This is a genomic window from Sutcliffiella tianshenii, assembly GCF_016908565.1.
GTDB classification, from domain to species: Bacteria; Bacillota; Bacilli; order Bacillales; family Bacillaceae_I; genus Sutcliffiella_A; species Sutcliffiella_A tianshenii.
Genome location: NZ_JAFBED010000001.1, coordinates 620,516 through 643,135, shown reverse-complemented (window position 1 = coordinate 643,135; position 22,620 = coordinate 620,516). Strand labels below are relative to the sequence as shown.

At 45.4% G+C, this 22,620-nt stretch carries 21 protein-coding genes and 1 riboswitch; of the genes, 16 read left to right on the top strand and 5 right to left on the bottom strand.

What is annotated here, in order from left to right:
* Nucleotides 1–268 precede the first annotated feature (268 nt).
* The 7 genes from JOC95_RS02840 to JOC95_RS02810 all read left to right on the top strand — a co-directional run bounded on the left by JOC95_RS02840 (nt 269) and on the right by JOC95_RS02810 (nt 7,552).
* Nucleotides 269–1,291: a S16 family serine protease gene (locus tag JOC95_RS02840; RefSeq protein ID WP_204413179.1), complete on the top strand. Its 1,023-nt coding sequence runs from the start codon at nt 269–271 to the stop codon at nt 1,289–1,291.
* A 106-nt stretch (nt 1,292–1,397) separates the two neighbouring features.
* A complete protein-coding gene (locus JOC95_RS02835; RefSeq protein WP_204413178.1) occupies nt 1,398–3,587 on the top strand; it encodes a DNA topoisomerase III in 2,190 nt (729 codons plus the stop codon).
* A 118-nt stretch (nt 3,588–3,705) separates the two neighbouring features.
* Nucleotides 3,706–4,725: an STAS domain-containing protein gene (locus JOC95_RS02830; RefSeq protein ID WP_204413176.1), complete on the top strand. Its 1,020-nt coding sequence runs from the start codon at nt 3,706–3,708 to the stop codon at nt 4,723–4,725.
* A gap of 171 nt (nt 4,726–4,896) precedes the next feature.
* Entirely contained in the window at nt 4,897–5,286 is a 390-nt protein-coding gene (locus JOC95_RS02825; protein WP_204413174.1) for an S-Ena type endospore appendage, read from the top strand.
* Nucleotides 5,287–5,312: 26 nt separating this feature from the next.
* A complete protein-coding gene (locus JOC95_RS02820; RefSeq protein ID WP_204413172.1) occupies nt 5,313–5,663 on the top strand; it encodes an S-Ena type endospore appendage in 351 nt (116 codons plus the stop codon).
* 107 nt (nt 5,664–5,770) lie between these two features.
* On the top strand, nt 5,771–6,268 hold the full coding sequence (locus JOC95_RS02815; protein ID WP_204413170.1) for an S-Ena type endospore appendage: 498 nt from the start codon (nt 5,771–5,773) through the stop codon (nt 6,266–6,268).
* 186 nt (nt 6,269–6,454) lie between these two features.
* The gene (locus tag JOC95_RS02810) at nt 6,455–7,552 is read left to right on the top strand and encodes a PRK06851 family protein (protein WP_204413168.1); all 1,098 of its coding nucleotides are present in this window, start codon (nt 6,455–6,457) and stop codon (nt 7,550–7,552) included.
* A 68-nt stretch (nt 7,553–7,620) separates the two neighbouring features.
* Here the strand turns inward: JOC95_RS02810 and JOC95_RS02805 are convergent, their stop codons facing one another.
* Nucleotides 7,621–8,418 carry an endonuclease/exonuclease/phosphatase family protein gene (locus JOC95_RS02805; protein WP_204413166.1) on the bottom strand — a complete coding sequence of 266 codons (798 nt, stop codon included), beginning with the start codon at nt 8,416–8,418 and terminating at the stop codon, nt 7,621–7,623.
* Between the two features lie 4 nt (nt 8,419–8,422).
* Nucleotides 8,423–10,060, bottom strand: coding sequence for a PTS transporter subunit IIBC (locus JOC95_RS02800; RefSeq protein WP_204413164.1), 1,638 nt, complete (start codon nt 10,058–10,060; stop codon nt 8,423–8,425).
* 309 nt (nt 10,061–10,369) lie between these two features.
* Between JOC95_RS02800 and JOC95_RS02795 the strand changes: the two genes are divergently transcribed.
* The 3 genes from JOC95_RS02795 (at nt 10,370) to JOC95_RS02785 (ending at nt 13,514) form a co-directional block, all read left to right on the top strand.
* The gene (locus tag JOC95_RS02795) at nt 10,370–10,873 is read left to right on the top strand and encodes a hypothetical protein (RefSeq protein WP_204413162.1); all 504 of its coding nucleotides are present in this window, start codon (nt 10,370–10,372) and stop codon (nt 10,871–10,873) included.
* Nucleotides 10,874–11,294: 421 nt separating this feature from the next.
* Nucleotides 11,295–11,400: riboswitch (SAM riboswitch) on the top strand.
* Between the two features lie 86 nt (nt 11,401–11,486).
* A complete protein-coding gene (locus tag JOC95_RS02790; protein WP_204413160.1) occupies nt 11,487–12,533 on the top strand; it encodes an LLM class flavin-dependent oxidoreductase in 1,047 nt (348 codons plus the stop codon).
* Nucleotides 12,534–12,578: 45 nt separating this feature from the next.
* Nucleotides 12,579–13,514 carry an ATP-grasp domain-containing protein gene (locus tag JOC95_RS02785; protein WP_204413158.1) on the top strand — a complete coding sequence of 312 codons (936 nt, stop codon included), beginning with the start codon at nt 12,579–12,581 and terminating at the stop codon, nt 13,512–13,514.
* A gap of 53 nt (nt 13,515–13,567) precedes the next feature.
* Here the strand turns inward: JOC95_RS02785 and JOC95_RS02780 are convergent, their stop codons facing one another.
* Entirely contained in the window at nt 13,568–14,920 is a 1,353-nt protein-coding gene (locus tag JOC95_RS02780; RefSeq protein ID WP_419096213.1) for a YjiH family protein, read from the bottom strand.
* A 156-nt stretch (nt 14,921–15,076) separates the two neighbouring features.
* Nucleotides 15,077–16,108 carry an HD-GYP domain-containing protein gene (locus JOC95_RS02775; RefSeq protein ID WP_204413156.1) on the bottom strand — a complete coding sequence of 344 codons (1,032 nt, stop codon included), beginning with the start codon at nt 16,106–16,108 and terminating at the stop codon, nt 15,077–15,079.
* 186 nt (nt 16,109–16,294) lie between these two features.
* On the opposite strand from JOC95_RS02775, the gene JOC95_RS02770 reads away from it, so the two are divergent.
* From JOC95_RS02770 to JOC95_RS02750, 5 genes are all read left to right on the top strand, one after another.
* On the top strand, nt 16,295–17,152 hold the full coding sequence (locus JOC95_RS02770; RefSeq protein ID WP_204413154.1) for a Cof-type HAD-IIB family hydrolase: 858 nt from the start codon (nt 16,295–16,297) through the stop codon (nt 17,150–17,152).
* A 275-nt stretch (nt 17,153–17,427) separates the two neighbouring features.
* The gene (locus tag JOC95_RS02765; RefSeq protein WP_204413152.1) at nt 17,428–18,309 is read left to right on the top strand and encodes a carbon-nitrogen hydrolase family protein; all 882 of its coding nucleotides are present in this window, start codon (nt 17,428–17,430) and stop codon (nt 18,307–18,309) included.
* A 165-nt stretch (nt 18,310–18,474) separates the two neighbouring features.
* A complete protein-coding gene (locus tag JOC95_RS02760; RefSeq protein ID WP_204413150.1) occupies nt 18,475–18,981 on the top strand; it encodes a PTS sugar transporter subunit IIA in 507 nt (168 codons plus the stop codon).
* Between the two features lie 138 nt (nt 18,982–19,119).
* Nucleotides 19,120–19,599 (top strand): hypothetical protein, encoded by a 480-nt coding sequence (locus JOC95_RS02755; RefSeq protein ID WP_204413148.1) that lies wholly within the window; start codon nt 19,120–19,122, stop codon nt 19,597–19,599.
* Nucleotides 19,596–20,108: a hypothetical protein gene (locus JOC95_RS02750; RefSeq protein WP_204413147.1), complete on the top strand. Its 513-nt coding sequence runs from the start codon at nt 19,596–19,598 to the stop codon at nt 20,106–20,108. The genes JOC95_RS02755 and JOC95_RS02750 overlap by 4 nt, the downstream gene beginning before the upstream one ends.
* A 19-nt stretch (nt 20,109–20,127) precedes the next feature.
* Here the strand turns inward: JOC95_RS02750 and JOC95_RS02745 are convergent, their stop codons facing one another.
* A complete protein-coding gene (locus tag JOC95_RS02745; RefSeq protein WP_204413146.1) occupies nt 20,128–21,453 on the bottom strand; it encodes a short-chain fatty acid transporter in 1,326 nt (441 codons plus the stop codon).
* 209 nt (nt 21,454–21,662) lie between these two features.
* On the opposite strand from JOC95_RS02745, the gene nfsA reads away from it, so the two are divergent.
* Nucleotides 21,663–22,412, top strand: coding sequence for an oxygen-insensitive NADPH nitroreductase (gene nfsA, locus JOC95_RS02740; RefSeq protein WP_204413145.1), 750 nt, complete (start codon nt 21,663–21,665; stop codon nt 22,410–22,412).
* The last annotated feature ends 208 nt before the right edge of the window (nt 22,413–22,620 follow it).

The window sequence follows — 22,620 nt, the reverse complement described above, 5'->3', positions numbered from 1 at the left end:
GAAGTTCGAGGAAGCGAAGTCTCGAGCACCGCAGCGTATGATTTGTATACGTGAGGAGCGGAGAGACAAGCTGACGTAGAAATTCGAAGCTATTTTTACCGGACTTTTTGAACATCCTCTAAAAATATCTACTTTTCATCATACTAAATTCTGCTAGGAAAGGAAAAGAGAAGTTTCTTCCTATTATCGTAATTTTTTTGAACTATTCCCCTTTCACTTCATATAAAATAGAAAATAGAGAAAATTGGAAGAGAAGGGGCCTTACTAGATGAGAGATAAGAAAATTGCATTGGGTATCGTTTTAGCTTCAATACTTTTAGTGGGATCGGCAATAGTACCTACAGGCTACGATGTATTGTTTGCCGATGAGCCGATCATGCTCGATGAACTTGTCGATTATGAGGACGGCTATGAGCTTGATGGGGAGATTGGGATGACCTATGTTTCCTCCTTAGAAAATGTCGGGTGGCCTTATCTTGTTCTGGGCATGCTGTTCGAAGAGGGAGTGGATATCGAGCCAGCTGCCACCGAGGAGCTGGATATCGACGTGGAGGATCTTCATTATCAATATGAAATGATGATGATCCAATCTAAAATAAAGGCTGAATACAAGGCAAGGGAATATATGGATGATTCCCCCGATTTGACCTTGACCGGCTTCTATCCTGCGTACTTTGAGCCTGACTGGAAATACAAGAATATGATAAAGGTGACTGATATTTTAGTAGCGATGGATGGGGTGGAGCTTGAATCCTATGAACAGCTCGATCAACTGATCCTAGAGAAGGAACCGGATGAAAAGGCGGTACTTAGTGTAATGAGGGATGGGGAACGAAAGGATATCGAGGTCCGCACCTATCCAGAACGCGACTATTACAACAATACGTTCCTTGGCATGTACGTGGAAGAGGTATTTGAGCTCGTGGAGGATGAACGGATCTCTTTCAACATAGAAGAGATCGGCGGGCCGAGTGCCGGCTTGATGCTTACCTTGACCCTGATCGAGAAGATGACAGAAGAGTCGTTACTAAAAGGCAACAAAGTAGCAGGGACGGGGACGATTGAAATGGACGGATTTGTCGGTCCGATCGGCGGAGTCAAACAGAAGGTCATCGGCGCGGACCTGGCAGGCTACGAATATTTCCTTGTACCAGAAGACAATGATTATGGAAACAACGAAGAGATTGCAAAACAGACAGTAAAAGGAGAAGGCCTGTCCATCAAACTGATTCCGGTCGGCAGCTTGGAAGAAGCGGTCGCAGAATTAAAAAAGCTGCCGGAAAACAAATAAAAGCAAGTCTGAGAGGGGCCAATCACCCTTCTCTTCTTTTTTTGACTAGCTCCAAACATTATGCCAAGATGATGGAAGGAATAAGAAACGAAGGGATTTGTATGATATGTCAAAAACAGTAGTACTTGCAGAAAAACCATCCGTGGCAAGGGATATAGCACGCGTATTGAAATGCGGCAAAAAGGGGAACGGGTTCCTTGAGGGAGACCAGTATATCGTGACATGGGCACTCGGACACCTTGTGACACTAGCGGACCCCGAAGCCTATGATGCCAAATTCAAGGCATGGAAGCTCGAGGACCTTCCGATGCTGCCGAACGAAACAAAGCTTGTCGTCATCAAGCAGACAGGCAAGCAATACAATGCGGTCAAGGCCCAATTGACCAGAAAAGATGTGAAAGAGATCGTCATTGCAACAGATGCAGGGCGTGAAGGGGAGCTGGTAGCTCGTTGGATCCTTGAGAAGGCGCGTGTGCAAAAGCCGATCAAGCGTCTCTGGATCTCATCTGTTACAGACAAAGCAATCAAGGATGGATTCAGCCAGCTTCGGAATGGAAAGGAATACGAAAATCTCTATTACTCTGCTGTCGCCCGTGCAGAAGCGGACTGGGTAGTCGGAATGAATGCCACCCGAGCGCTCACGACCAAATACAACGCACAGCTTTCTTGCGGCCGGGTGCAGACCCCGACCCTTGCGATGATTGCGAAAAGGGAAGAGGAGATCCAGAGCTTTGTGCCAAAGGAATTTTACGGCATGAAGGCACTCACCGAAAAAGGCTTCCAGCTTGTATGGCAGGATGCGAAATCGAAGGAAAGACGCAGTTTTAACAAAAGTGAGATCGAAGGACTTTATGGACAGGTGAAAAACAAACAGGGCAACATCACAGAAATTTCAAAGGCTGAAAAGAAAAGCTACGCCCCTGCCCTTTACGACCTCACGGAACTGCAGCGTGATGCAAACCGGATCTTCGGCTACTCTGCCAAGGAAACCTTGTCCATCCTGCAGCGCCTGTATGAGCAATATAAAATAGTCACCTATCCAAGAACGGATTCCCGCTTCATCTCGACAGACATGGTTGACACACTGAAGGAGAGGGTGGAAGCTGTTCGTGCCCATTCCTATAAATCAGTTGCCTCCAAAATTCTGTCCAAGCCGATCAAGGGGAGCAAATCATTCGTGAACAATGAAAAGGTGACCGATCACCACGCCATCATCCCGACTGAGGAGACAGTGCTGCTAAGCAAGCTTTCCGACAAGGAGTACAAGATCTATGACCTGATCGTCAAACGCTTCCTGGCAATATTGATGCCGCCATTCATCTATGAGCAGACGACCGTCACCGCAACACTCGGCTCGGAGCAGTTTGTGGCAAAAGGAAAAACTGTCATCTCCCAAGGGTGGAAGGAAGTATTCGGTTCGCTTGAGGAGCAGGAAGACGCTGGCGATGGCTACACCGACCAGTTGCTGCCAAGCTTGAATAAAGGGAATTCCCTGTCCATCAGGAAGGTGGAAATCACCACAGGCAAGACCAAGCCGCCGGAGCCTTTTAACGAAGGAACCCTGCTTTCCGCCATGGAAAATCCGGCGAAATATATGGAGCAGTCAGACCGGAACCTGATCAAGACGATCGGGGAAACAGGCGGGATAGGAACGGTGGCAACCAGAGCCGATATCATCGAGAAGCTTTTCAACAGCTTCCTGATGGAAAAGAGGGGCAAGGGTCTTCATATTACCTCCAAAGGAAGACAGCTCTTGAATCTGGTGCCAGAGGATCTTAAATCGCCCGCACTTACTGCGGAATGGGAACAGAAACTTGGCCTGATTGCAAAAGGGAAGCTGAGAAAAGCGGACTTCATCAACGAAATGAAGGCGTATGCCAAGGAAATCGTCCATGAGGTGAAAAACAGCACAGAGAAATTCAGGCATGATAACATAACAGGCAAACGCTGCCCGGATTGTGACAAGCCGATGCTCGAGGTGAACGGCAAAAAAGGGAAAATGCTCGTATGTCAGGACCGTGAATGCGGCCATCGCAAAAATGTGTCAAAGGTGACGAATGCAAGATGCCCGAAATGCCGCAAGAAGCTCGAATTGCGAGGGGAAGGGGAAGGTCAGATGTTTGCCTGTGTCTGCGGCCATCGCGAGAAGCTGAGCACCTTCCAGGAACGCCGCAAGAAAAATGACTCCCAAAAAGCTTCCAAACGTGATGTGAATCAATACATGAAGAACCAGGATCAGGATGAGCCGGTCAACACCGCACTTGCCGATGCCCTGGCTAAATTGAAGTTAAAATAAAAAAGGAAAGGAGTGGAGCTAAATGAAGCGCCACTCTTTTTTTGGTAATAACATTTTATTTAATGTTACGAAAAAGATGGTTTATAATAGACTCATAAACTTTTAAAGGACTGGTTTTATGAGCGCTCAACATAAAATGGACATAGAAGGGCTTCAGTTTGAATGGGATCTGGAGAAGGGGGAATTCCTCTTTGAAGGGGAGGACTCTGTACTTTTTTGGATATCATCGGCAATGAAAACATTTTTCGATACCATTGAAGAGGTTTCAGGTGAAGAATCCACTTGTCTCGTAATGGAATCGACAGGCTATCGCCAAGGAGCGGTTGTCGGGAAGTACTTTGAAAATATGACAGACATCAGCATCGAGAAAATTGCAGGCTTGATAACAAATACGTATGCCTCCGCAGGTTGGGGCAAGGCCTATATCCACGATCTGGATGTGGAGAAGTACAGCCTTACCGTCCATTTGAAGGATGATTGGGAATACAAAATAAACAAAGCGCAAGGAAAAAAGAAAGGCGGCATCTTCCTCGCTGCCCACTACGCCGGTATCTTCACTGGACTTTTCAAAACGGATATTTGGTACAAGGTCATCCAGTCCCAAATTGAAGGGCATGAATACTCCATCATTCAATATTTCCCTCAGGAAGTAAATGTCGCAGAGAACATCCATGGCCTTGCACGCAGAAAAGAAGCGGAGCAGATTGCAAAGCTTGAAGCCCTGGTTGTAGAAAAAACAAAAGAACTGAAGGAGCTTGTCCAGACAATTTCCTCCCCGATCATTCCTGTGCTTGAAGGCATTGTGGTCGTTCCACTTTTAGGGAAGTATGATGAAGAACGGGCAGATGAGCTGATAATAAAGACCCTTTACAATTTGCCGAAGTACAAGGCGAGCTACCTGGTGCTTGACCTGACAGGCATTGACCAGAATCTTACCGCCTACACGGCAAGCATGATCGAAAAGCTGGGATCATCTTCCGAATTGCTTGGAATCAAGACGATACTGGTCGGGATATCCGCACAATTAAGTATGGAAATTACAAAGTCTGATATTGACCTGGATCATTTTGATTTCTTCCAGTCCCTGCAGCATGGCATCCATTTTGCTTTGGAACAGATGGGAAGAAAAATAATATGAAGAAAAGACCGCTCAAATTGGGCGGTCTTTTTAATTTGCTGTTTACCGAAATTTAGGACATGCTTCCCCCGGCGGGATGGTTTCCTAAGACACCTTTAACAGATGGAACAATAGAAATAGGCACATTTGTTCCGCGTATAACATGTACATGCTAAAATGCGGATTCATAATATGTCAGTAGGTGGAAATTTCATCGAAATTAACAAAAAAGGAGGGGATAGTATGTGTTTAAATACAGGGAGTGACTGTTGTTGTCCAAGTGGCGTTGTTTTTACAGAAAAATTATGTGGTAATATAACGGATCCAATAGATCAAATCGTATGGAGTGCCCCTGAGGCAAGTGACTATATCCAAGGGACGTTTGAAGTTACAAACAATGGTCCTGGGACGATCGACTTTTCTGTAAATGGTGATGTTTACACAGTGCCAACGGGAAGCAGTAAAGCTGTATCAGTTAATAACCCAACGGTGTTTATCGTTCAAACTACCGGGCAAACTGGTGCACTGCCGGGCACTACAGGGAAATGGTGTATAACACTTTATAAACGAGTGATAGCATAAAAAAACAGATGATTGGAGGGATAATAATGTGCAGTACAAATGGATCTGCTAATAACTGTTGTTGCTGTCCAAGTCCAACAGTGATTCAAGAAAAGATCTGTGGAAATTTGAATGGACCTCTTCTTAATTATACTGCTTGGGAAGGTCCGGAAGTAAATGATTATATTCAAGGCACCTTCGAAATTTTTAACGCTGGACCTGAAGATATTACAGCTCAAATTTTAGACAGTTTGGGTGCAACGGTTGGTACTATAGATGTACCACCGGGAAATTCAGTTGCGGTTTCAGTAAACAATCCTAATACTTTTAATGTACAGGTACCAGAGGGAACAAGAGGAAAGTTTTGTATAACTTTATATAAACGCCTATTTGCTTAATTTGTTTTCAAATATCTAATTGTCTACTCCATGTAGGCTAGCTATTTAGACTAAGACAAAATTAATTAAACCAATTCGATGAAATTATTTTTAGGAGGTGAAATAAAGTGGAATTTTGTACTCAATGTGGTTATAGAGATGATATTTGCAGGTGTTTTTCTTACAATGATCATTCCCACAGGGATCATTCTCATATGGATCCGTGGTGTCCTCCAGACCCAGACCCAGATCCAAAGCCCCATCCAAAGCCACCACCACCACCACCTCCTAGAAAGAAAAAGAAATTGGTCACAGATAAAATTTGTGGCAACATAGAGCAGACATGTAATGGGGAATTTGTAGAGTATTGGAGAGCAATCGGGTTCTCTTCTCTGCCTTCAGCAACCCTTTCCGTTATAAATAAAAGCGACTGTCCGATGACTGTTAGAGCGGGAACAGGAGGAGGCGATGACGTTATTTTGTTTACGATAAGTGAAAAAGGGCAAACAAAGTCTGTTTCTTTATCCCAGATCGCAAACCTGGAAGTCAGTTGTGATGGTGTAGGAAATTCGAGGTGCTTTGGTACTTATTGTATCAATTTGCATTTTGAAAAGGATTGCGAGTAAACATCAATTTACTCTTAAAGTAGTTTTATAGAAGTAAAAAAGAGGAGTTTAGTATACTCTTCTTTTTTATAATGACTTAAAATAATCTTGGACTGAAAATTAGGCAATCACCCATACAGCCTATTTGGCATATGGTAAAATGGATAGTTCTTTGTAAGATATCCTACCATTGAAGGGGTGTTCTTTTTGGCAGGGAAAGTGTTGAATTATTACGCTGGCGGAAATACGGCACGTGGATTTTACAGTTTATATGAATCAAACATAGAGGGTCTGGACCGGATATTCATCCTGAAGGGCGGCCCCGGTACAGGGAAATCCTCCCTCATCAAAAAAATCGGCAAGGCATGGAATGAAAAAGGCTATGATATCGAATTGCTGCATTGCTCTTCTGATACGAATTCGGTCGATGGCCTCATCATCAGGGAACTGGGTGTCGGCATTGTCGATGGAACGGCACCGCATGTCATCGAGCCGAAAGCACCAGGCGCCATCGAGGAGTATGTCAATTTGGGTGAGGCCTGGAATTCCAGTTTCCTAAAAGAGTATAAGGCCGAAATCGTGGAACTTGCCCAGAAAAAGAAGCAGGCATATCAGGCAGCCTATCAAACGTTTGCCAGAGCCTTGAAGGTCCATGATGACTGGGAGCGCTACTATATCCATAATATGAATTTTGAAGCGGCAAATGAGCTTACCCTCTCCCTGGTGGATTCCCTCTTTGAAGGGAAGAGCCTGGATAAAAAAGCCGATGTCCGTCACCGGTTCCTTGGTGCAGCCACTCCTGTAGGCGCAAGGGACTGCGTACCAAACCTGACAGAGGGCTTGACCAACCGCTATTTCATTAAAGGACGCCCTGGTTCAGGCAAGTCGACGATGCTGAAAAAGCTGGCCAAAGCAGCAGAGGATAAAGGCTTTGACGTGGAAGTGTACCATTGCGGCTTTGATCCCTACAGCTTGGATATGATCATCTGCCGGGAGCTCGGATTCGCCATCTTTGACAGCACCGCACCTCACGAGTATTTTCCGGAGCGGGAAGGCGATTCCATCATCGACATGTACGAAACTACCATCAGAAACGGAACAGACGAGCGCTATGAAAAAGAAATCCAGGCAGTCAAGGACCGTTACTCCGAATCTATGCAGAAGGCTATCGGCAAGCTGGCAGAAGCGAAGACCTGGCATGAGAAGCTTGAAGCTATCTATGTAAAAGCGATGGACTATAGCGTAGTGGATGAGTGGACGAAGAAGATTCAGGCAGAGATAGAGGAGATTGCGGAATCGAAGTAGTCAGTTTAACAGGAATACAAACATAAAAGGGGCCATCCGACTCGTAACGGATGGCCCCTTTTATAACTTTATAAACGAACGCGTACTTCCACACCAAAGTGATCGGACACGACTTCTTTATTTTCCCCGTTGAAAATCACTAGGGACGAGGCGACGTCAACCTGCTCACTTGCCAGGATAAGGTCGATCCGGAGATCCTGCTTGTTGTCATCCCAGCCTGCAATTTTGCCGCGCACTGTGATGCCGGAATCCTTCTCCTTAGCAAACAGGTAAGTGTCATACAACCCGTTCTCCACAGTCAGCAGCTCATAGCCTTCCCCTTTAATATGGGCACTGTTGTTGAAATCCCCCATTAAAAAGAAAGGCGTCCCGCATCCTTGTGCTTCATGGAGAAGCTGCTCGATCTGATATCGGGCAGGCTCCTCTTCATCCGTCCACCAGCCTAAATGACAGGTATAGAAGGAAAGCTCCCTCCCGGCATATTCCACCGTCACGCCAACAATCTTCCGGGTTTTCCAATAGTCAGTATCCGTACCCTTGGAAACAAAGAAGGAATGCGACTTTACCAGGGGCAGCCTCGTCAGGATCGCAAGGCCTTCTTCATACGTGTCATACCCCATGTGGGCGAAATCCCACACGAGCTGATAGTCCTGGACACCAAGCTTCTTAAGCTCCTGCAAAAGAACAAGTCCGTAATTGTTTTCTTTTATGTTTTCCCGGACCAGTGGCGCATCGATGCTTTGACTAACCTCTTGAAGAGCGATGACATCGTATGCTTTTTCCTTGATGGTTTGGGCGAGATGCTGAATTTTCTCCATTTGATTCTCTTCCTGCCAAGAGTGGCAGTTTAAGGTTAGCAGGTTCATCGTATTACGCTCCTAACAAATCTTGAATGTCCGATTTAATGACATCGGCTTTTGGTCCATAGATGGCTTGAACGCCTTTATCTTTCACAATCAGGCCAAGTGCACCGTTTTCTTTCCATTTCGCTTCGTTTGCAACAAGCTCACGGTCTTTTACCGTTACACGCAGGCGGGTCATGCATGCATCCACATCCTCGATATTGCTTGCTCCGCCCAGCAAATCTATGATGGCAGGGGCCATGGAGTCGGCCGATACAGAAGCAGAAGCACCTGCTCCTTCTTCCTGCTCGATGTAGTTACCATTGCGTCCCGGAGTAGGGAAGTTGAATTTCTTGATGAGGAAATTTGCTACTGCAAAGTTCAACCCGAAGAATACAAGACAAGCAATGACAAAGTTTACAAGATCTAACCATAATCCAGCTTTGATTATCATCGGTGTACGAGTCAACAACTCAATGGCACCGAATGCGTGAACACGGATGTCAATGATGTCGACAATGGCAAAAGCAAGACCTGTCATGATTGCGTATACCACATATAACAATGGGGCAGCGAACATGAACATGAATTCAATCGGCTCTGTCACACCAGTCAAAAATACTGCAAGACCTGCAGATAAGAACATGGATTTATACTTTTTGCGCTTGTCCTTGTCCACATTACGGTACATCGCAAATGCGATACCGATCAATGCTGCACAGGAAAGGATCATTTGTCCCACTTTGAAACGGGCAGGAACTACTTCTTTCAATAATGCTTCATACGATTCTTTGTCTCCTGCTGCAAGGAAGTTGTTCAAATCGGCGATCCAAGCAAGCCATAATGGATCCTGGCCGGATACCACAGAGCCAGCGCTGCCGCCAGTCAAAATCGTGTAAGTTCCACCAAGGGACGTATAGTTCATCGGTACAGTCAGCATATGATGAAGACCGAATGGAAGCAATAAGCGCTCAAGTGCACCGAAAATGAATGGTGCGATGATCGGCGCAGAGTCACGGGAAGATGCAATCCAGCGTCCGAAATCATTCAGCAACCCTTGAATGAATGGCCATACAAGAGATAGTACAAGTGCTGCAATGACCGACCCGACGATCACGACGAAAGGTACAAAGCGTTTTCCGTTAAAAAATGATAATGAATCTGGTAGTTTACTATAGTTATAAAATTTATTGAAAAGATTTGCACCGAGGAATCCGGCAATGATCCCGACGAATACTCCCATGTTCAAGGCAGGGGCACCCAATACAGAAGTGAAGTAATCCCCTACGATCAGCTCCTGGCCGAACAAGGTAGTGAATGTCGCTTCCGGATCGGCAAGCATATCATTATTAACCCCAAAAATGGCACCGGTGATACGGTTGATCAGAACAAATGCAATCAACGCTGCGAAAGCACCGCCAGCACGCTCCTTCGCCCAAGATCCACCTATTGCGACGGCGAATAGGATGTGCAGGTTGGTGATGATCGCCCAACCAATGTCCTCCATCACTCTTGCAATCGTTTGCACAAGAACGATGTCTCCACCCGTCATGCCTACCAATTTACCAAGGGAAATCATGATACCGGCAGCCGGCATAACCGCGACTACAACCAGCAACGCTTTCCCGAATTTTTGCCAGAAATCAAAAGACAAAAAGTTCTTCATATTTACAGCCTTCTTTCTTCATTAGTATTATATAAACCTGAAAACGAATTCATTTTAGTGCAACTTATATGCAACATTAGTGCAACCGTTTGCATTTTTCTATTGTAAGAGATGTCCCGTAACAATGCAAGTAAAAAATTTAACATTCATCTAAAATTAATAAAGTTTATTCTCATGTAAAAAGTGTTATTTTAAGAAAATTTATTATTGCTGAAATAGTCTTACTTTCCTCTATTCGCTATACATCCTTTTATAAAAGAAGTAAACTATGTACCGTACTAAGATGGACAATAAAGGAGAACTTTTACAATGAAAAAATGGATGAGCATACTATTGACAGCATTACTTAGCATCGCTGTATTGGCAGGATGCAATGCAGAAAATAAAAATGAAACAAAAGAAACGGAAGCAAGTAAGCCTTCTGATAATAACGATAGCAAGCAGATTACGGCATTGGTCGGCCTTCAAATGGAAATGATCCATACCATCCGCAAAAACCTGGAGCCGGTGACAGCATATGAACAATCACAGGATGCAGCCCTTCAGGAAGAAGCGGTTTCCTCAAGTAAACTTATTGCAAACGAGCTACGCGGACTCGAGATCCCTTCCGACTTAAGCAAAGAGCTTCAGGGAGACATGAAAGAATCCGTTGAATTGCTTGCGCTTTACTTCGAAGAGCGCGCGGCAACATTAAAGCCAGATGCTGACCTGACAGAAATGGATGCGGCACTTGCAGCATTCCACGAAAAGATCGGCGCAACATTCGAAAAGGCTGGATTGCATGCGCCGAATTTCAAAAAGGACGTACAATAATTACTTAATAAGGAGTCACCTGTCGCGGGAATTGCGGCAGGTGGCTTTTTTTGTGCTATTTTCATAGTTTATTGGGTCTCCCGGGATGTGAAAGTGGTCCGAAATTTACGTTATGCACAAAAAACCATGGTTTATGCTCAAAAATATAAATATATGCACAAAAAATCAATTTTATGCACAATAAATCAGATTTACGCTCAAAAACGGTTGTCTTATGCACAAAGCGCAGGATTCGAGGATATTCGACATCATTCCTGGCCGGCCGGCACCTTTCCATCTGTCCGTAATGTTAATCCCCTCAAACAGCAAACAACATATCTCCCCCTCCTCCTGCATAACATATCACAGACATATTTAGCGATCCGAAACAGTTGTCTAATCCTGACTTTCGTGATAGGATTAGTCTAAATTAATAGTTATTTTCTTATCCAGAGAGGTGGAGGGACTGGCCCGATGAAACCCGGCAACCGCACAGGTGTGTGCAGGTGCTAATTCCAGCAAGACAATTTGTTCTTGGCAGATAAGTAGATGGACGGGTTCCCATTCCAAACTTCTTCTTATCGAGGAAGTTTTTTTATTTGTCAAAAATCTAAGGGCGAAGGGAAGATAGCGGATGAAATTCGGATTTTGGTTACCGATTTTTGGCGGGTGGTTGAGAAATGTGGAGGATGAGCAGATGCCGCCCACCTTTGATTATGCAAAAAAGGTCATACAGCAGGCGGAAAGGCTTGGCTATGACACCACATTGATTGCGGAATTATTTTTAAATGATATAAAGGGGCCACAGGAGGACAGTCTGGAGGCTTGGTCAACGGCTGCTGCACTTGCTGCTGTGACGGAGAAAATCGAGATCATGACCGCGATCCGTCCCGGCTTTCATAATCCTGCGATAGCGGCCAAAGCGATTGCGAATATCGATCACATCAGTAATGGCCGTCTGACCCTGAATGTCGTTTCTGCCTGGTGGGAGGAGGAGGCGCGGCAGTATGGCGGCATTTTCACCGAGCATGATGAACGGTATGAACGGACAAAGGAATTCATCGATGTGCTGAAAGGGCTATGGACCGAGGATTCCTTCAGCTATGACGGAAAGTACTATCAATTCAAGGAAACGAAGCTATTCCCAAAGCCGGTGCAGCGTCCTAATCCGATTCTTTACGCAGGTGGCGAGAGTCCGAAAGGGAAAGAGGTCATTTCCTCCTATTGCGATGCGTATGTCATGCATGGCGGAACAGTGGAAGAGGTTGCCCGCAAAATAGGGGAAATGAAAGAGCTCAGAGCCAAGACGGATCACCCTCCGTTCCAATCATTCGGGATGGCGGCGTATGTCATCTGCAGGGATACTGAGGAAGAAGCAAACGAGGAGCTTGCTAGAATCACAGATGTGAAGGAGTCCGATGCCTATGCGGGCTTCAAGGATTTCACAAGCAAATCGCAGCTCGAGCAGCAGATCCAACTGCAGGACTATTCGGTATCCAATAGGGGGTTGCGGCCTAACCTGATCGGTACACCGGAACAGGTTGCCGCCAAAATAAGAGAGTACGAGGATGCTGGCGTCGACCTGCTCTTGTTGCAATTTTCCCCGCAGCTCGAGGAAATGGAGCGCTTTGCGGAAAAAGTGATGCCCCTTGTACAAGGTCAACGGCTTGCTCAAGCCTAAAGCACATTCAAACCAGTAGACTTGCAGAAATTGGAGGAATAGACGTTGAAAAAGATATATATCATACATGAAAACAAAGAATGGACCGACCATCTGACCAATAGATTAAAAGAATTGGACCTGCCGTTTGAGGAATGGCATCTTGACGAAGGGCTCGTGCCATTGGTGGAGGCGCCACCTGAAGGGGTATTTTATAACAGGATGAGTGCGTCCTCCCACACAAGGGACCACCGTTTTGCGCCGGAATTGACGGGGGCAGTGATCTCATGGCTTGAGCATCATGGCCGAAAAGTGCTGAACGGCAGCCGTGCGCTTCAGCTTGAACTGAGCAAGGTGAATCAGTATACGTCTCTCGAGAAGCAGGGGATCCGTACGCCGAAAACGATAGCGGCAGTTGGAAAGGCCAATATTATCGAGGCGGCAAAGAAATTGGGGTCCGAGGCGTTCATCACAAAGCACAACCGCGCCGGAAAAGGTCTGGGAGTCCAGCTATTCCGCTCCACGGCAAGCCTAGAGGATTATTTGTATGGTCCGACATTTGAGGAACCTGTCGACGGGATTACCTTGATCCAGGAATATATCGAATCACCGGAATCCTATATCACGAGATGCGAGTTTGTAGGCGGCAAGTTCCTCTATGCGGTGAGGGTGGATACGTCAGAAGGGTTTGAGCTCTGCCCGGCGGATGCCTGCCAGATTGACGACCTGTTCTGTCCGGTAGGGGAAGAAGTGGAAGAGAAGCCGAAGTTCCGCATTGTCGAGGATTTCGCTGATCCAATCATTGAAAAATACGAGACATTCCTGAAGGAAAATAACATCCAGGTTGCCGGAATAGAATTTATCCGCAACGCAAATGGTGAAATTTTCACTTATGATGTCAACACGAACACCAACTACAATGCCGATGCCGAAAAAGTGGCAGGGAAATTCGGTATGCTGCAATTGGCCAAATTGCTTGGTGAAGAGTTGGAAAGAGCATAAGCAAAAAAGGTGCCAGACCCCTAAAAACGGGGTCTGGCACCTTTCGCATTTTATTAGAAAAAGATATGGCCCATGATTGCAATGACAGGCAGCGTAATCAATGTACGCAGGATGAAGATGATGAACAGGTCCTTGAATGATACCGGTACCTTTGATCCTAGCAATACGCCACCGACCTCGGAAAGGTAGATGAGCTGGGTCACGGATACTGTCGCGACCACGAAACGTGTCAGTTCGCTTTGGATATCGGCACCCAATACGGAAGGCAGGAACATATCGGCAAATCCGACCATCATGGTCTCGGATGCAGCCTTCGCCTCAGGAATCTGCAGCAGCTCCAATAGCGGGATGAATGGTACTCCCAACCATGTGAACAGCGGCGTATTCTCCGCTAAAACAAGGGCGATTGTTCCGAACGCCATGACGATCGGTGCGACACCCATCCACATATCGAGGACATTTTTTCCGCCCTCGATGAAGAATTTGCTGACGCTCCTATTTTTCGCAGCACGCTCCACGGCTTGGGTATAACCCCATTTTAACGGGGAGTAACCTTCCGGGATCAATTCTTTCTCTTCTTTCTCCTCGCCGTTGTAATACGTATCCGGCTTCCATGAAAGTGGCGGAATGCGCGGCATGATGATCGCAGCAACAAGTCCTGATAGTGCGACGGTTGCGTAGAAAGGAACAAACATTTCCTCAAGTCCGACCTGGGATATGACGATCAAGCTGAACGTAATCGAAACGACGGAAAAGGTCGTACCGATGACCGCCGCTTCACGCTTAGTATAGTAACCTTCTTCATATTGCTTACTGGTCAATAGCACCCCGATGGTACCATCCCCAAGCCAGGAAGCCATCGTATCGATGGAAGAGCGTCCTGGCAGGGTGAAAACCGGTCGCATGATCTTCGTTAATAAAGCCCCGAAGAACTCCAATAGTCCGTAATCCAAAAGCAGAGGTAAAAATAAACCGGCAAAAAGGAATACAGTCAACAGGATGGGAAGCAGTTCAAATAATAAAAGGCCACCTGTCGCTTCACTCCAAACAGCCTCCGGTCCAAGCTTGAAGAGGGTCATGATCGCAAAGACCATCCCGACAATGCGGGTGATTGTCCAGAACAGGGAAACATTCAGCAGGGCATTGAAAAAGCCGGGCCGTTTCGTATAAGAAGGCTTCGCGAGCTTTGTAAAGACAGTCGCGATAGCAGTAATGGTAATGATGGCTGTCATGATATATGGGATGGTGCCCCCAAGCAGCTCCTGCAGCTCCCCGGAAAGAATGGCGATGGGTATCGTGATTTCATCGTTATAGGAAATGGGGAACATGAATAACAGGATCCCGATTAGTGATGGAATAAGAAATTTTAAGATATCAATCGTGCGATAAGATGGTGTATTTTTCAATGTAGATTCTCCTTATGCGTAAATATGCAACGTTAGTTATTTTAATACATTTCTCTCATTTTTCAAAGGTAGTTATTGGCAGATCGAAAAGTTTCTCCTATTACTTTCCCTTAAATTCGCAAAAACAAACACAAAAAAGAGATACCGGACATGCCATCAGTTGGCAAAATCCAATATCTCCAGTTCTTTATGTTTTCTGAGATCGATAAAATGGTCATCGATTTTAATGATGGGCAGATGTGGTTCGTCGGTATGGATAAAAATGATCTCAGCAAGCTGTCCATTGTTAAGCAAGACCTCATCGCGTATATGATTCGAGAAGATATAGCGGATGAATGGATAAACGATTGCCGGATTGACGCGATTATAGCTCGCTTCTTGGATAAGGATCTTGCTTGTGACAAAAAGATTCTGTTTCGCACGGTAGCTACGCTCGGATGAAAGAGCATCGTACATATCTGCTACGGAAAGAATTTGTACAAAATAAGGAATTCTTTCGTGCTTGATTCCAGTGGGATAGCCACTACCATCCAGACGCTCATGGTGCAGTAAGGCTCCTTGCAGAATATGTGGGTCAATTGTTTTATTCTTTCGCAAAAGTTCGTATCCAAGTGTTGTATGTCTTTGAATCTCGGTCCATTCACTTTCAGTTAGACGGCCTGGCTTTTGCAGAATGGTTTTGTCTATTAACAGCTTTCCGACGTCATGAAACAGGCCCATCTGACCTAAGAGTTTTATCTTATCCTTTTCGAGGCCCATAATTTTTCCAATCAGGGATGCATAAATGCCTACATTCAGACTGTGGGAATATGTATAGTTGTCATAACTTTTTACTTGCTCAATATAACGTATGAATACAGGGTCATCAACCAGCTTGTCCACTAAGGGTGCAAGCATTTCATGAATTTCTTCGATAGGAGGGATGTTCTCTTGTTCCATTTTCGAAAAAATCGTCTGAAAAGCATTCACACTGTTTTCATAAATGCTTTTTACATGCTGAAAGTAGTTATTGGAGAGATGATTAGGCTGTTCCACTAATGATTTTTGGTTGAAAATGTAATCATGGTTCTCCAGACTATTTACATGCTTTTTAGTCAAGATAGTGCCTTTTTTCAATAAAAGATTTCCTGATACAGAATATATATCATCTATTAGGATTTTACCGATATGTGTTGAGGAAATTCTCATAGCATTCTACCTCGCCTAAACCAAATATTATTCCCTTAATATTAGAAATTTTAACATTTATTGCCCAAAAAATCTATATTTTTCAAAATAGCCAGAAAATAATTCTCTTAGTATAATATTTGAAATTAGTTGAAGGAATACTTTAGGATAGAAGACAGCACTTAAATTATATAAGAGGTGAACGGATTGATAAAATGTATTGCAATAGATATGGATGGAACGTTATTGAATAATAATCATGTCGTAAGTGAAGAGAATGCAAAGGCAGTAAAGGTTGCACAAAGAAATGGCGTCGAGGTTGTCATTGCCACAGGCAGGTCGTATGCAGAAGCGAAGGACGTCCTGATAGAAGCGGACATACACACCCCTATCATCTGTGTCAATGGAGCGGAAGTGCGTTCGATGGAGGGCGAGGTTGTAGCCATCAACCCCTTGATGAACAAACAAGTATTGGAACTTGCTGAGATCCTCGATAAACATGATGTGTATTTTGAGCTCTACACACAAAGCGGAACCTATTCCAAGGACTACGACAAGGCGGTTGCCACCCTTTTGGACATTTTCATGTCTGTGAATGAGGAAAACGACTATGAGGAAGTACTCAAGGCAGCAAAGGAAAGAATGGAAGACGGTCGAACGAAGCTGGTTGACAGCTTTGAACCAATTTTAAATGATGAAAAAACAATCATCTTCAAGCTGCTTGCCTTCTCGCTTGATAAGAAAAGGCTGGAAGCGGCACGAAGCGAGCTGCTTGAAACAGGGCATGTGGCCATCAGCTCATCCGGTAAGGACAACCTGGAGATCACAAGCATTGAAGCGCAAAAAGGGATAGCCTTGTCGGTCTTCACGAGCGAGCGCGGCATTTCCATGGAGGACACGATGGCAATCGGAGACAACTACAATGATGTCTCCATGTTCGAAAGAGTCGGCCGCGCCGTCGCAATGGGCAATGCCCCAGAAGGCGTAAAGGCCAAAGCCCACATGGAAACCGACACCAACATCAACAGCGGCGTCGCCAAAGCCGTGCTGGAAGTGCTGGGGTAGGAGTAGGATTGGTAAATTAATTGTAGTGGGGGGCGGTGCTAATTAGTGCCAGGCCCCTTTTTTTTATTTTGGGGAGAGAGAGTTTTTGGGGTTGATGGAGGGGCCAGGCACTAGTTTTGGTGGGGGATTTTGTGGTTGGTTTTGTTGTTTAATGTACACATTCCATTTTCTCATCTACACCCAAAACAGTTTCCAATAAATTAACCATTGTTCCGCACCCCCCACATCCTCTATAATAAACTAGTTGTAAAAGACCGGAAAAAGGGGGCCTCCAGATGAAGTTTCGTGCTTCTGCTGTGCAATATCACTTGCATACCATCAATAGTTTTGAAGAATTTGCAAATCAAGTCATCCATTATGTAAAAACAGCCGCTGAATTTGATGCGGATTTCGTATTGTTTCCTGAATTCCTGACCACCCAATTACTCTCGTTCCCAGTTGACGGAAGAGAGCAGACGATAAAAGATCTACCGTCCTATACGGACTTGTATTACCAGCTTTTCACCGGTATTGCCAAGCAGACGGGCATGCACATCATCGGGGGGACCCATGTTATCGAAAAAGATGGCAAGCTCTATAACGCTGCACATCTCTTCTACCCGGATGGAACGATTGCCATCCAGACAAAGCTTCATCTGACACCCACAGAGGTTCAGGAATGGGGCATCACGCCTGGGGAAGGCTTGCAGGTGTTTGAAACGGAAAAGGGCACCATCGCGATGCTGACGTGCTATGATATCGAGTTTCCGGAGGTTGTGCGCCTCGTGAAGGCGATGGGGGCAGATGTGGTATTCTGTCCATCGTGCACCGACGACCGTCATGGCTTCCACCGCGTTCGCTATTCCTGTCATGCCCGCACCATCGAGAATCAGGTGTATGTGGTGACAACAGGCACGATCGGTTCCTTGCCGACCGTCGACTTTATGCGCGGCAACTTCGGCCAGGCAGCGATCATTTCACCGAATGACGTTCCTTTCCCGCCAAGAGGCATCGTCGTGGAGGGGGAATTGAACCAGGATATGATAGTGACTGGCGACCTTGATATCTCCCTTTTGGAAAAAGTGAGGCAGAGTGGATCTGTGACAACGTGGCGGGACCGCCGTTCTGATCTATACCCGGACTGGGAGCAGCTTGCAAAGGGACCTGTGAACTCCTAGAACAAACTGTTTGACAAACCGTGCGTTGTCATATATTTTATAAAAATAACAAGATGGATTGTGACTGGTAAAGCAGGCAAGACCTAATACGAAACCGGATAACCCCCGGGCGTGTTGGGTCTTTTTTATTTTCCTGACAATTCAGACCACTAGGAGGTAACAAGTATGTCATTTTTGAAAAAGCTTTTCGGAAAGAACGAAGTGAAGACAGAAGAGGTATTGGTAGCACCGATTACAGGAAAGATGATTCCGCTAGAAGACGTTCCTGATCCTGTTTTTGCACAAAAGATGATGGGAGACGGCATCGCGATCGAACCTACGGAAGGAACAGTCGTTTCCCCGGTAAATGGGGAAATCATGCAATTCTTCCCGACAAAGCATGCCATCGGGATCAAGTCTGAAACTGGCGTGGAGATCCTGATTCATGTGGGCCTTGAAACAGTCGGCATGAAGGGTGAGGGCTTTGAAGGATTGGTAAGTGTCGGCGATAAAGTCACAGTCGGTACGCCACTACTGACATTCGATATCGAGCTGATCAAGCAAAAAGCGAAAAGCATCGTGACACCTGTTATTTTGACAAACGGGGACATCCTGGATAACGTACAGAAGCATGATGTGCAGGATGCATTCAAGGGAGCAACGGCGCTTGTGGATTGGAAAGTTAAAGGCTGAATTCAGGATTGTGATTTTGTGGAATTTAATAAAGTGATGCAATTAGTGCATACTAGCAGAAGAGAAGCGAGATAGCTTCTCTTTTTTATATGAATGCGCGAAATTTGTCGAATTTTAACTAAAGAGGAGGAAACACAAGTGGAAGTGGTCATTTTTCTTATCCTGACATGGTTTTTTGCGGCATATTTCCTGTTTCAGAAAAAATCACTGTCCCTCCTTGAGAATTTTTTTCTCTTTTTCTTCTTCTTTTTTATCAATAAGAATGTGCTTACCATGCTGAGCTTGAATCTCAAAATGATCGAGTATTCAAGAGAGCCGCATCTCTTTATCAGCTTCTGGTTTCAGCGGACAATCATCGGTCCGATTCTGCTGCTTATCTTTGTGAATAAAATCATGGATAAGCCCTTTCTGACCAAAATAGGCTGGGGGCTCATCATTTCAGCAGTCTGGCTCTTATTGGACGCTTTAGGGATCGAGTTTAATATCATTACCTATACCGATTGGTCCTTTGGGAGGTCCTTGCTTCTTTCCGCCATTTATTTGACAACCGCATTTGTGATAGCCAGTGCCTACCGCTATCTCATAGAAAGAGAAAAGGTGGTGAAGGAATCGCCATGAACCTTTTTGCCATTGTCCAATATGACCAATCCTTCAACTCGAATGAATGGTTTATTCTTGCGAGTCTTGTTGCGGGCTACACACTCATTTTGATTCTCCCAAAGCGATATCCACCTGCTTACACCTTGCTTTTCCTATTCATCGGCATCAACAGCGGCATCGTTTTTGACCATACGATCAGCATTCCGCCATTCGATTTTTATGACGTGAATGACAGTTCGAAATTTGAAATCTACGACTTTTTGTCCTACATCATGTATGGGCCGTTCGGCTATCTGTTCTTTTATCTCTATGACTATTTAAAGCTGAAAGGCTACTTCACATTCCTTTATATCATCATGTGGTCGATCATTGCCATGTTTGTCGAAGGGTTGGCAACGTATTTAGGGGTGTTCCATTATAAAAATGGCTATCAGTTTGTGTACTCGTTTCCCTTTTATTTTTACATCCAGAGCCTGACCCTAACGCTATTCATAATCCTTATGAAAAAAGCTCCCCCTAATAAATAGGAGGAGCGCAGAGTTGCTGTTATAAAAGTAAAAATGCCAGGGAGATGATGACTCCGCTTATGAATAGGACAATCACACAGAATCCCATGATATCCTTTGCCTTCAAGCCGGCGATTGCAAGTGCAGGCAAAGCCCAGAATGGCTGGATCATGTTTGTCCATGCATCCCCCCATGCCACTGCCATTGCCGTTTTTGCAACAGATACATCAAGTGATTGAGCAGCTTTCAGCATGATTGGTGCCTGTACCGACCACTGCCCTCCACCGGATGGAACGAAGACGTTCACGATACCAGCGCTTAAAAAGGTGAAGAAATGGAAGGTATGCTCATTGGAAATGGAGACGAATGCCTCTGACATGACTCCGGCTAAGCCTGAAGTTACCATCATCCCCATGATTCCCGCGTAGAACGGGAATTGAATGATGATCCCACTTGCCCCTTTTACTGCATTCATCACTGCTTCCAGGAAAAGTTTAGGGCGCCAGTGGAACAGGATGCCCAGGAAAAGGAATAGGAAGTTTACGATATCCAGATTCAATTTGAAGCCATTGTCGGCAAAATAGAGGAACAGGAAAAATAGTCCCAACACCGAAACAAGCAGGGAAAGGACCCAGCTGTTCTCCAAACGATCCGCTGGAGTGAGCTCTACTTTCTCAACAGTTGCCGCCTGCAGACTTGAAGAGTCATCCAACACAGCAGGATCGACAGTGATCGTTTCGTCCTTGGAAGGCATCATTAAGCGGTTCAACAAAGGCAACGTAATGAATAGCGCCGCGATGATAGCCAGGTTGAATGGAGCAAAAATGGTTTGATCTGTACTGATGACACCGATCAGATCCTGTGAAAAGTGGCCCTCTGTCGCAATGGTAAGCGGGATGGATCCTGAAAATCCGCCATGCCAGACAATGAAACCACTGTAAGCGCTTGCAATCAATAGCCTGTAGTCCACGTTTTCCACGCGCTTTGCCAGTTCCTTTGCAAACAATGCCCCGATAACAAGCCCGAAGCCCCAGTTAATCCAACTCGCGACAATGGAAACGATGGTTACGATAATGATTGCCGAGCCAGGCGACTTCGCCGTGGACGCAAGAGCACCAAGCATTCTTTTAAAAATGGGACTGCTGGCCAGCACATGTCCTGTTACAAGGACAAGCACCATCTGCATCGAGAAAGCAAGTAAGGCCCAGAAGCCGCCACCCCAATGCTTTGCCATATCTACAGGACCACTGTCGGTGAAAAGTAGACCCAAACCGAATACAACAAAAGTTAAAATGATGACAAATAAAAATGGATCAGGTAGATAACGTTGCATCAATCTGTTAAAAAAAGAAATGACTGCCTTCAAATATACTCCCCCTTTTAAAATGTTTCCCATCCATCTTCTACAATTCTCTATTGGCGACAGGATTCCTTCTTTTTTGCAAAATTCAAACAAGGGGCAATCCGGGATTAGAATGGGGGAAGAGAATTTCTACGAAAAGAGCTCCTTCTGGAAATCCTCCTCAGGAACTGATTTAATGGATAGTAAGATTGCCAACAAGAGGAGGAGCAGGGATGAACCCTACAATTGAAACCATTTTACAGCATCGCTCGATTCGAAAATTTGAGGACAGGCCGTTAACTGATGAACAGATCAGAACGATTGTGGAATGTGCACAGGCCGCTTCCACCTCAAGTTTCATTCAGGCCTACTCGATCATCGGCGTGAAGGATAAGGAGAAGAAAAAGAAGCTGGCTGAGCTTGCCGGGAATCAGTCCTATGTCGAGCATAGCGGGCACTTTTTCGTGTTTTGTGCCGATCTTCACCGCCATGAAAGAATAGGGGAAATGGAAGGGACGGATGTGAACGGCTCCCTTGAGAGCATGGAGAAATTCATGGTTGCTGTCATCGATGCTTCGCTCGCTGCACAAAATGCCTCAATTGCAGCGGAATCCATCGGTCTTGGGATCTGCTATATCGGCGGGATCCGCAATAATATGGAACAGGTGACAGAACTGCTTGGAATCCCAAGCCATGCCATGCCGCTATTCGGCCTTGCAGTCGGCTACCCGGCACAGCAAACCGATGTGAAGCCGCGTCTCCCGTTTGAACACGTCTATCACGAGGACACCTATAATACGGACGAGGAAAGCTACAAGGAACAACTTGAGGACTACAATAAAACCACCTCCGCCTACTATCATGCCCGTACCGCAGGCAAGCGCGCCGACACCTGGTCAAGCCAGATGGCCAATATGCTGCGTGAACCAAAACGTACAGGAATGAAAGGTTATGTGGAAAAGCAGGGGTTGGCCAAAAGATAATCGGAGAAATGCATATAGGGACGATGAAGGACAGTCGAAAGCGGGCTGTTCTTTTTTTCGTGCTTTTGGAGCAAGGAATTTGTGTCATTTGTCCCTATGAGAAGGAAGGGACTATTAGTAAGGTTTTGATATGGAGAATTTATAATATTTAAACTTTTTTAAAACATCTTCAGAATTAAAGGGTTTTATGTTATAAATATTCATTGTT

Coding starts and splice junctions, on each gene's coding strand:
- JOC95_RS02840 (WP_204413179.1), top strand. CDS start 269: ATGAGAGATAAGAAAATTGCATTGGGTATCGTTTTAGCTTCAATACTT.
- JOC95_RS02835 (WP_204413178.1), top strand. CDS start 1,398: ATGTCAAAAACAGTAGTACTTGCAGAAAAACCATCCGTGGCAAGGGAT.
- JOC95_RS02830 (WP_204413176.1), top strand. CDS start 3,706: ATGAGCGCTCAACATAAAATGGACATAGAAGGGCTTCAGTTTGAATGG.
- JOC95_RS02825 (WP_204413174.1), top strand. CDS start 4,897: ATGTCAGTAGGTGGAAATTTCATCGAAATTAACAAAAAAGGAGGGGAT.
- JOC95_RS02820 (WP_204413172.1), top strand. CDS start 5,313: ATGTGCAGTACAAATGGATCTGCTAATAACTGTTGTTGCTGTCCAAGT.
- JOC95_RS02805 (WP_204413166.1), bottom strand. CDS start 8,418: ATGAACCTGCTAACCTTAAACTGCCACTCTTGGCAGGAAGAGAATCAA.
- JOC95_RS02800 (WP_204413164.1), bottom strand. CDS start 10,060: ATGAAGAACTTTTTGTCTTTTGATTTCTGGCAAAAATTCGGGAAAGCG.
- JOC95_RS02795 (WP_204413162.1), top strand. CDS start 10,370: ATGAAAAAATGGATGAGCATACTATTGACAGCATTACTTAGCATCGCT.
- JOC95_RS02790 (WP_204413160.1), top strand. CDS start 11,487: ATGAAATTCGGATTTTGGTTACCGATTTTTGGCGGGTGGTTGAGAAAT.
- JOC95_RS02775 (WP_204413156.1), bottom strand. CDS start 16,108: ATGAGAATTTCCTCAACACATATCGGTAAAATCCTAATAGATGATATA.
- JOC95_RS02765 (WP_204413152.1), top strand. CDS start 17,428: ATGAAGTTTCGTGCTTCTGCTGTGCAATATCACTTGCATACCATCAAT.
- JOC95_RS02760 (WP_204413150.1), top strand. CDS start 18,475: ATGTCATTTTTGAAAAAGCTTTTCGGAAAGAACGAAGTGAAGACAGAA.
- JOC95_RS02750 (WP_204413147.1), top strand. CDS start 19,596: ATGAACCTTTTTGCCATTGTCCAATATGACCAATCCTTCAACTCGAAT.
- nfsA (WP_204413145.1), top strand. CDS start 21,663: ATGAACCCTACAATTGAAACCATTTTACAGCATCGCTCGATTCGAAAA.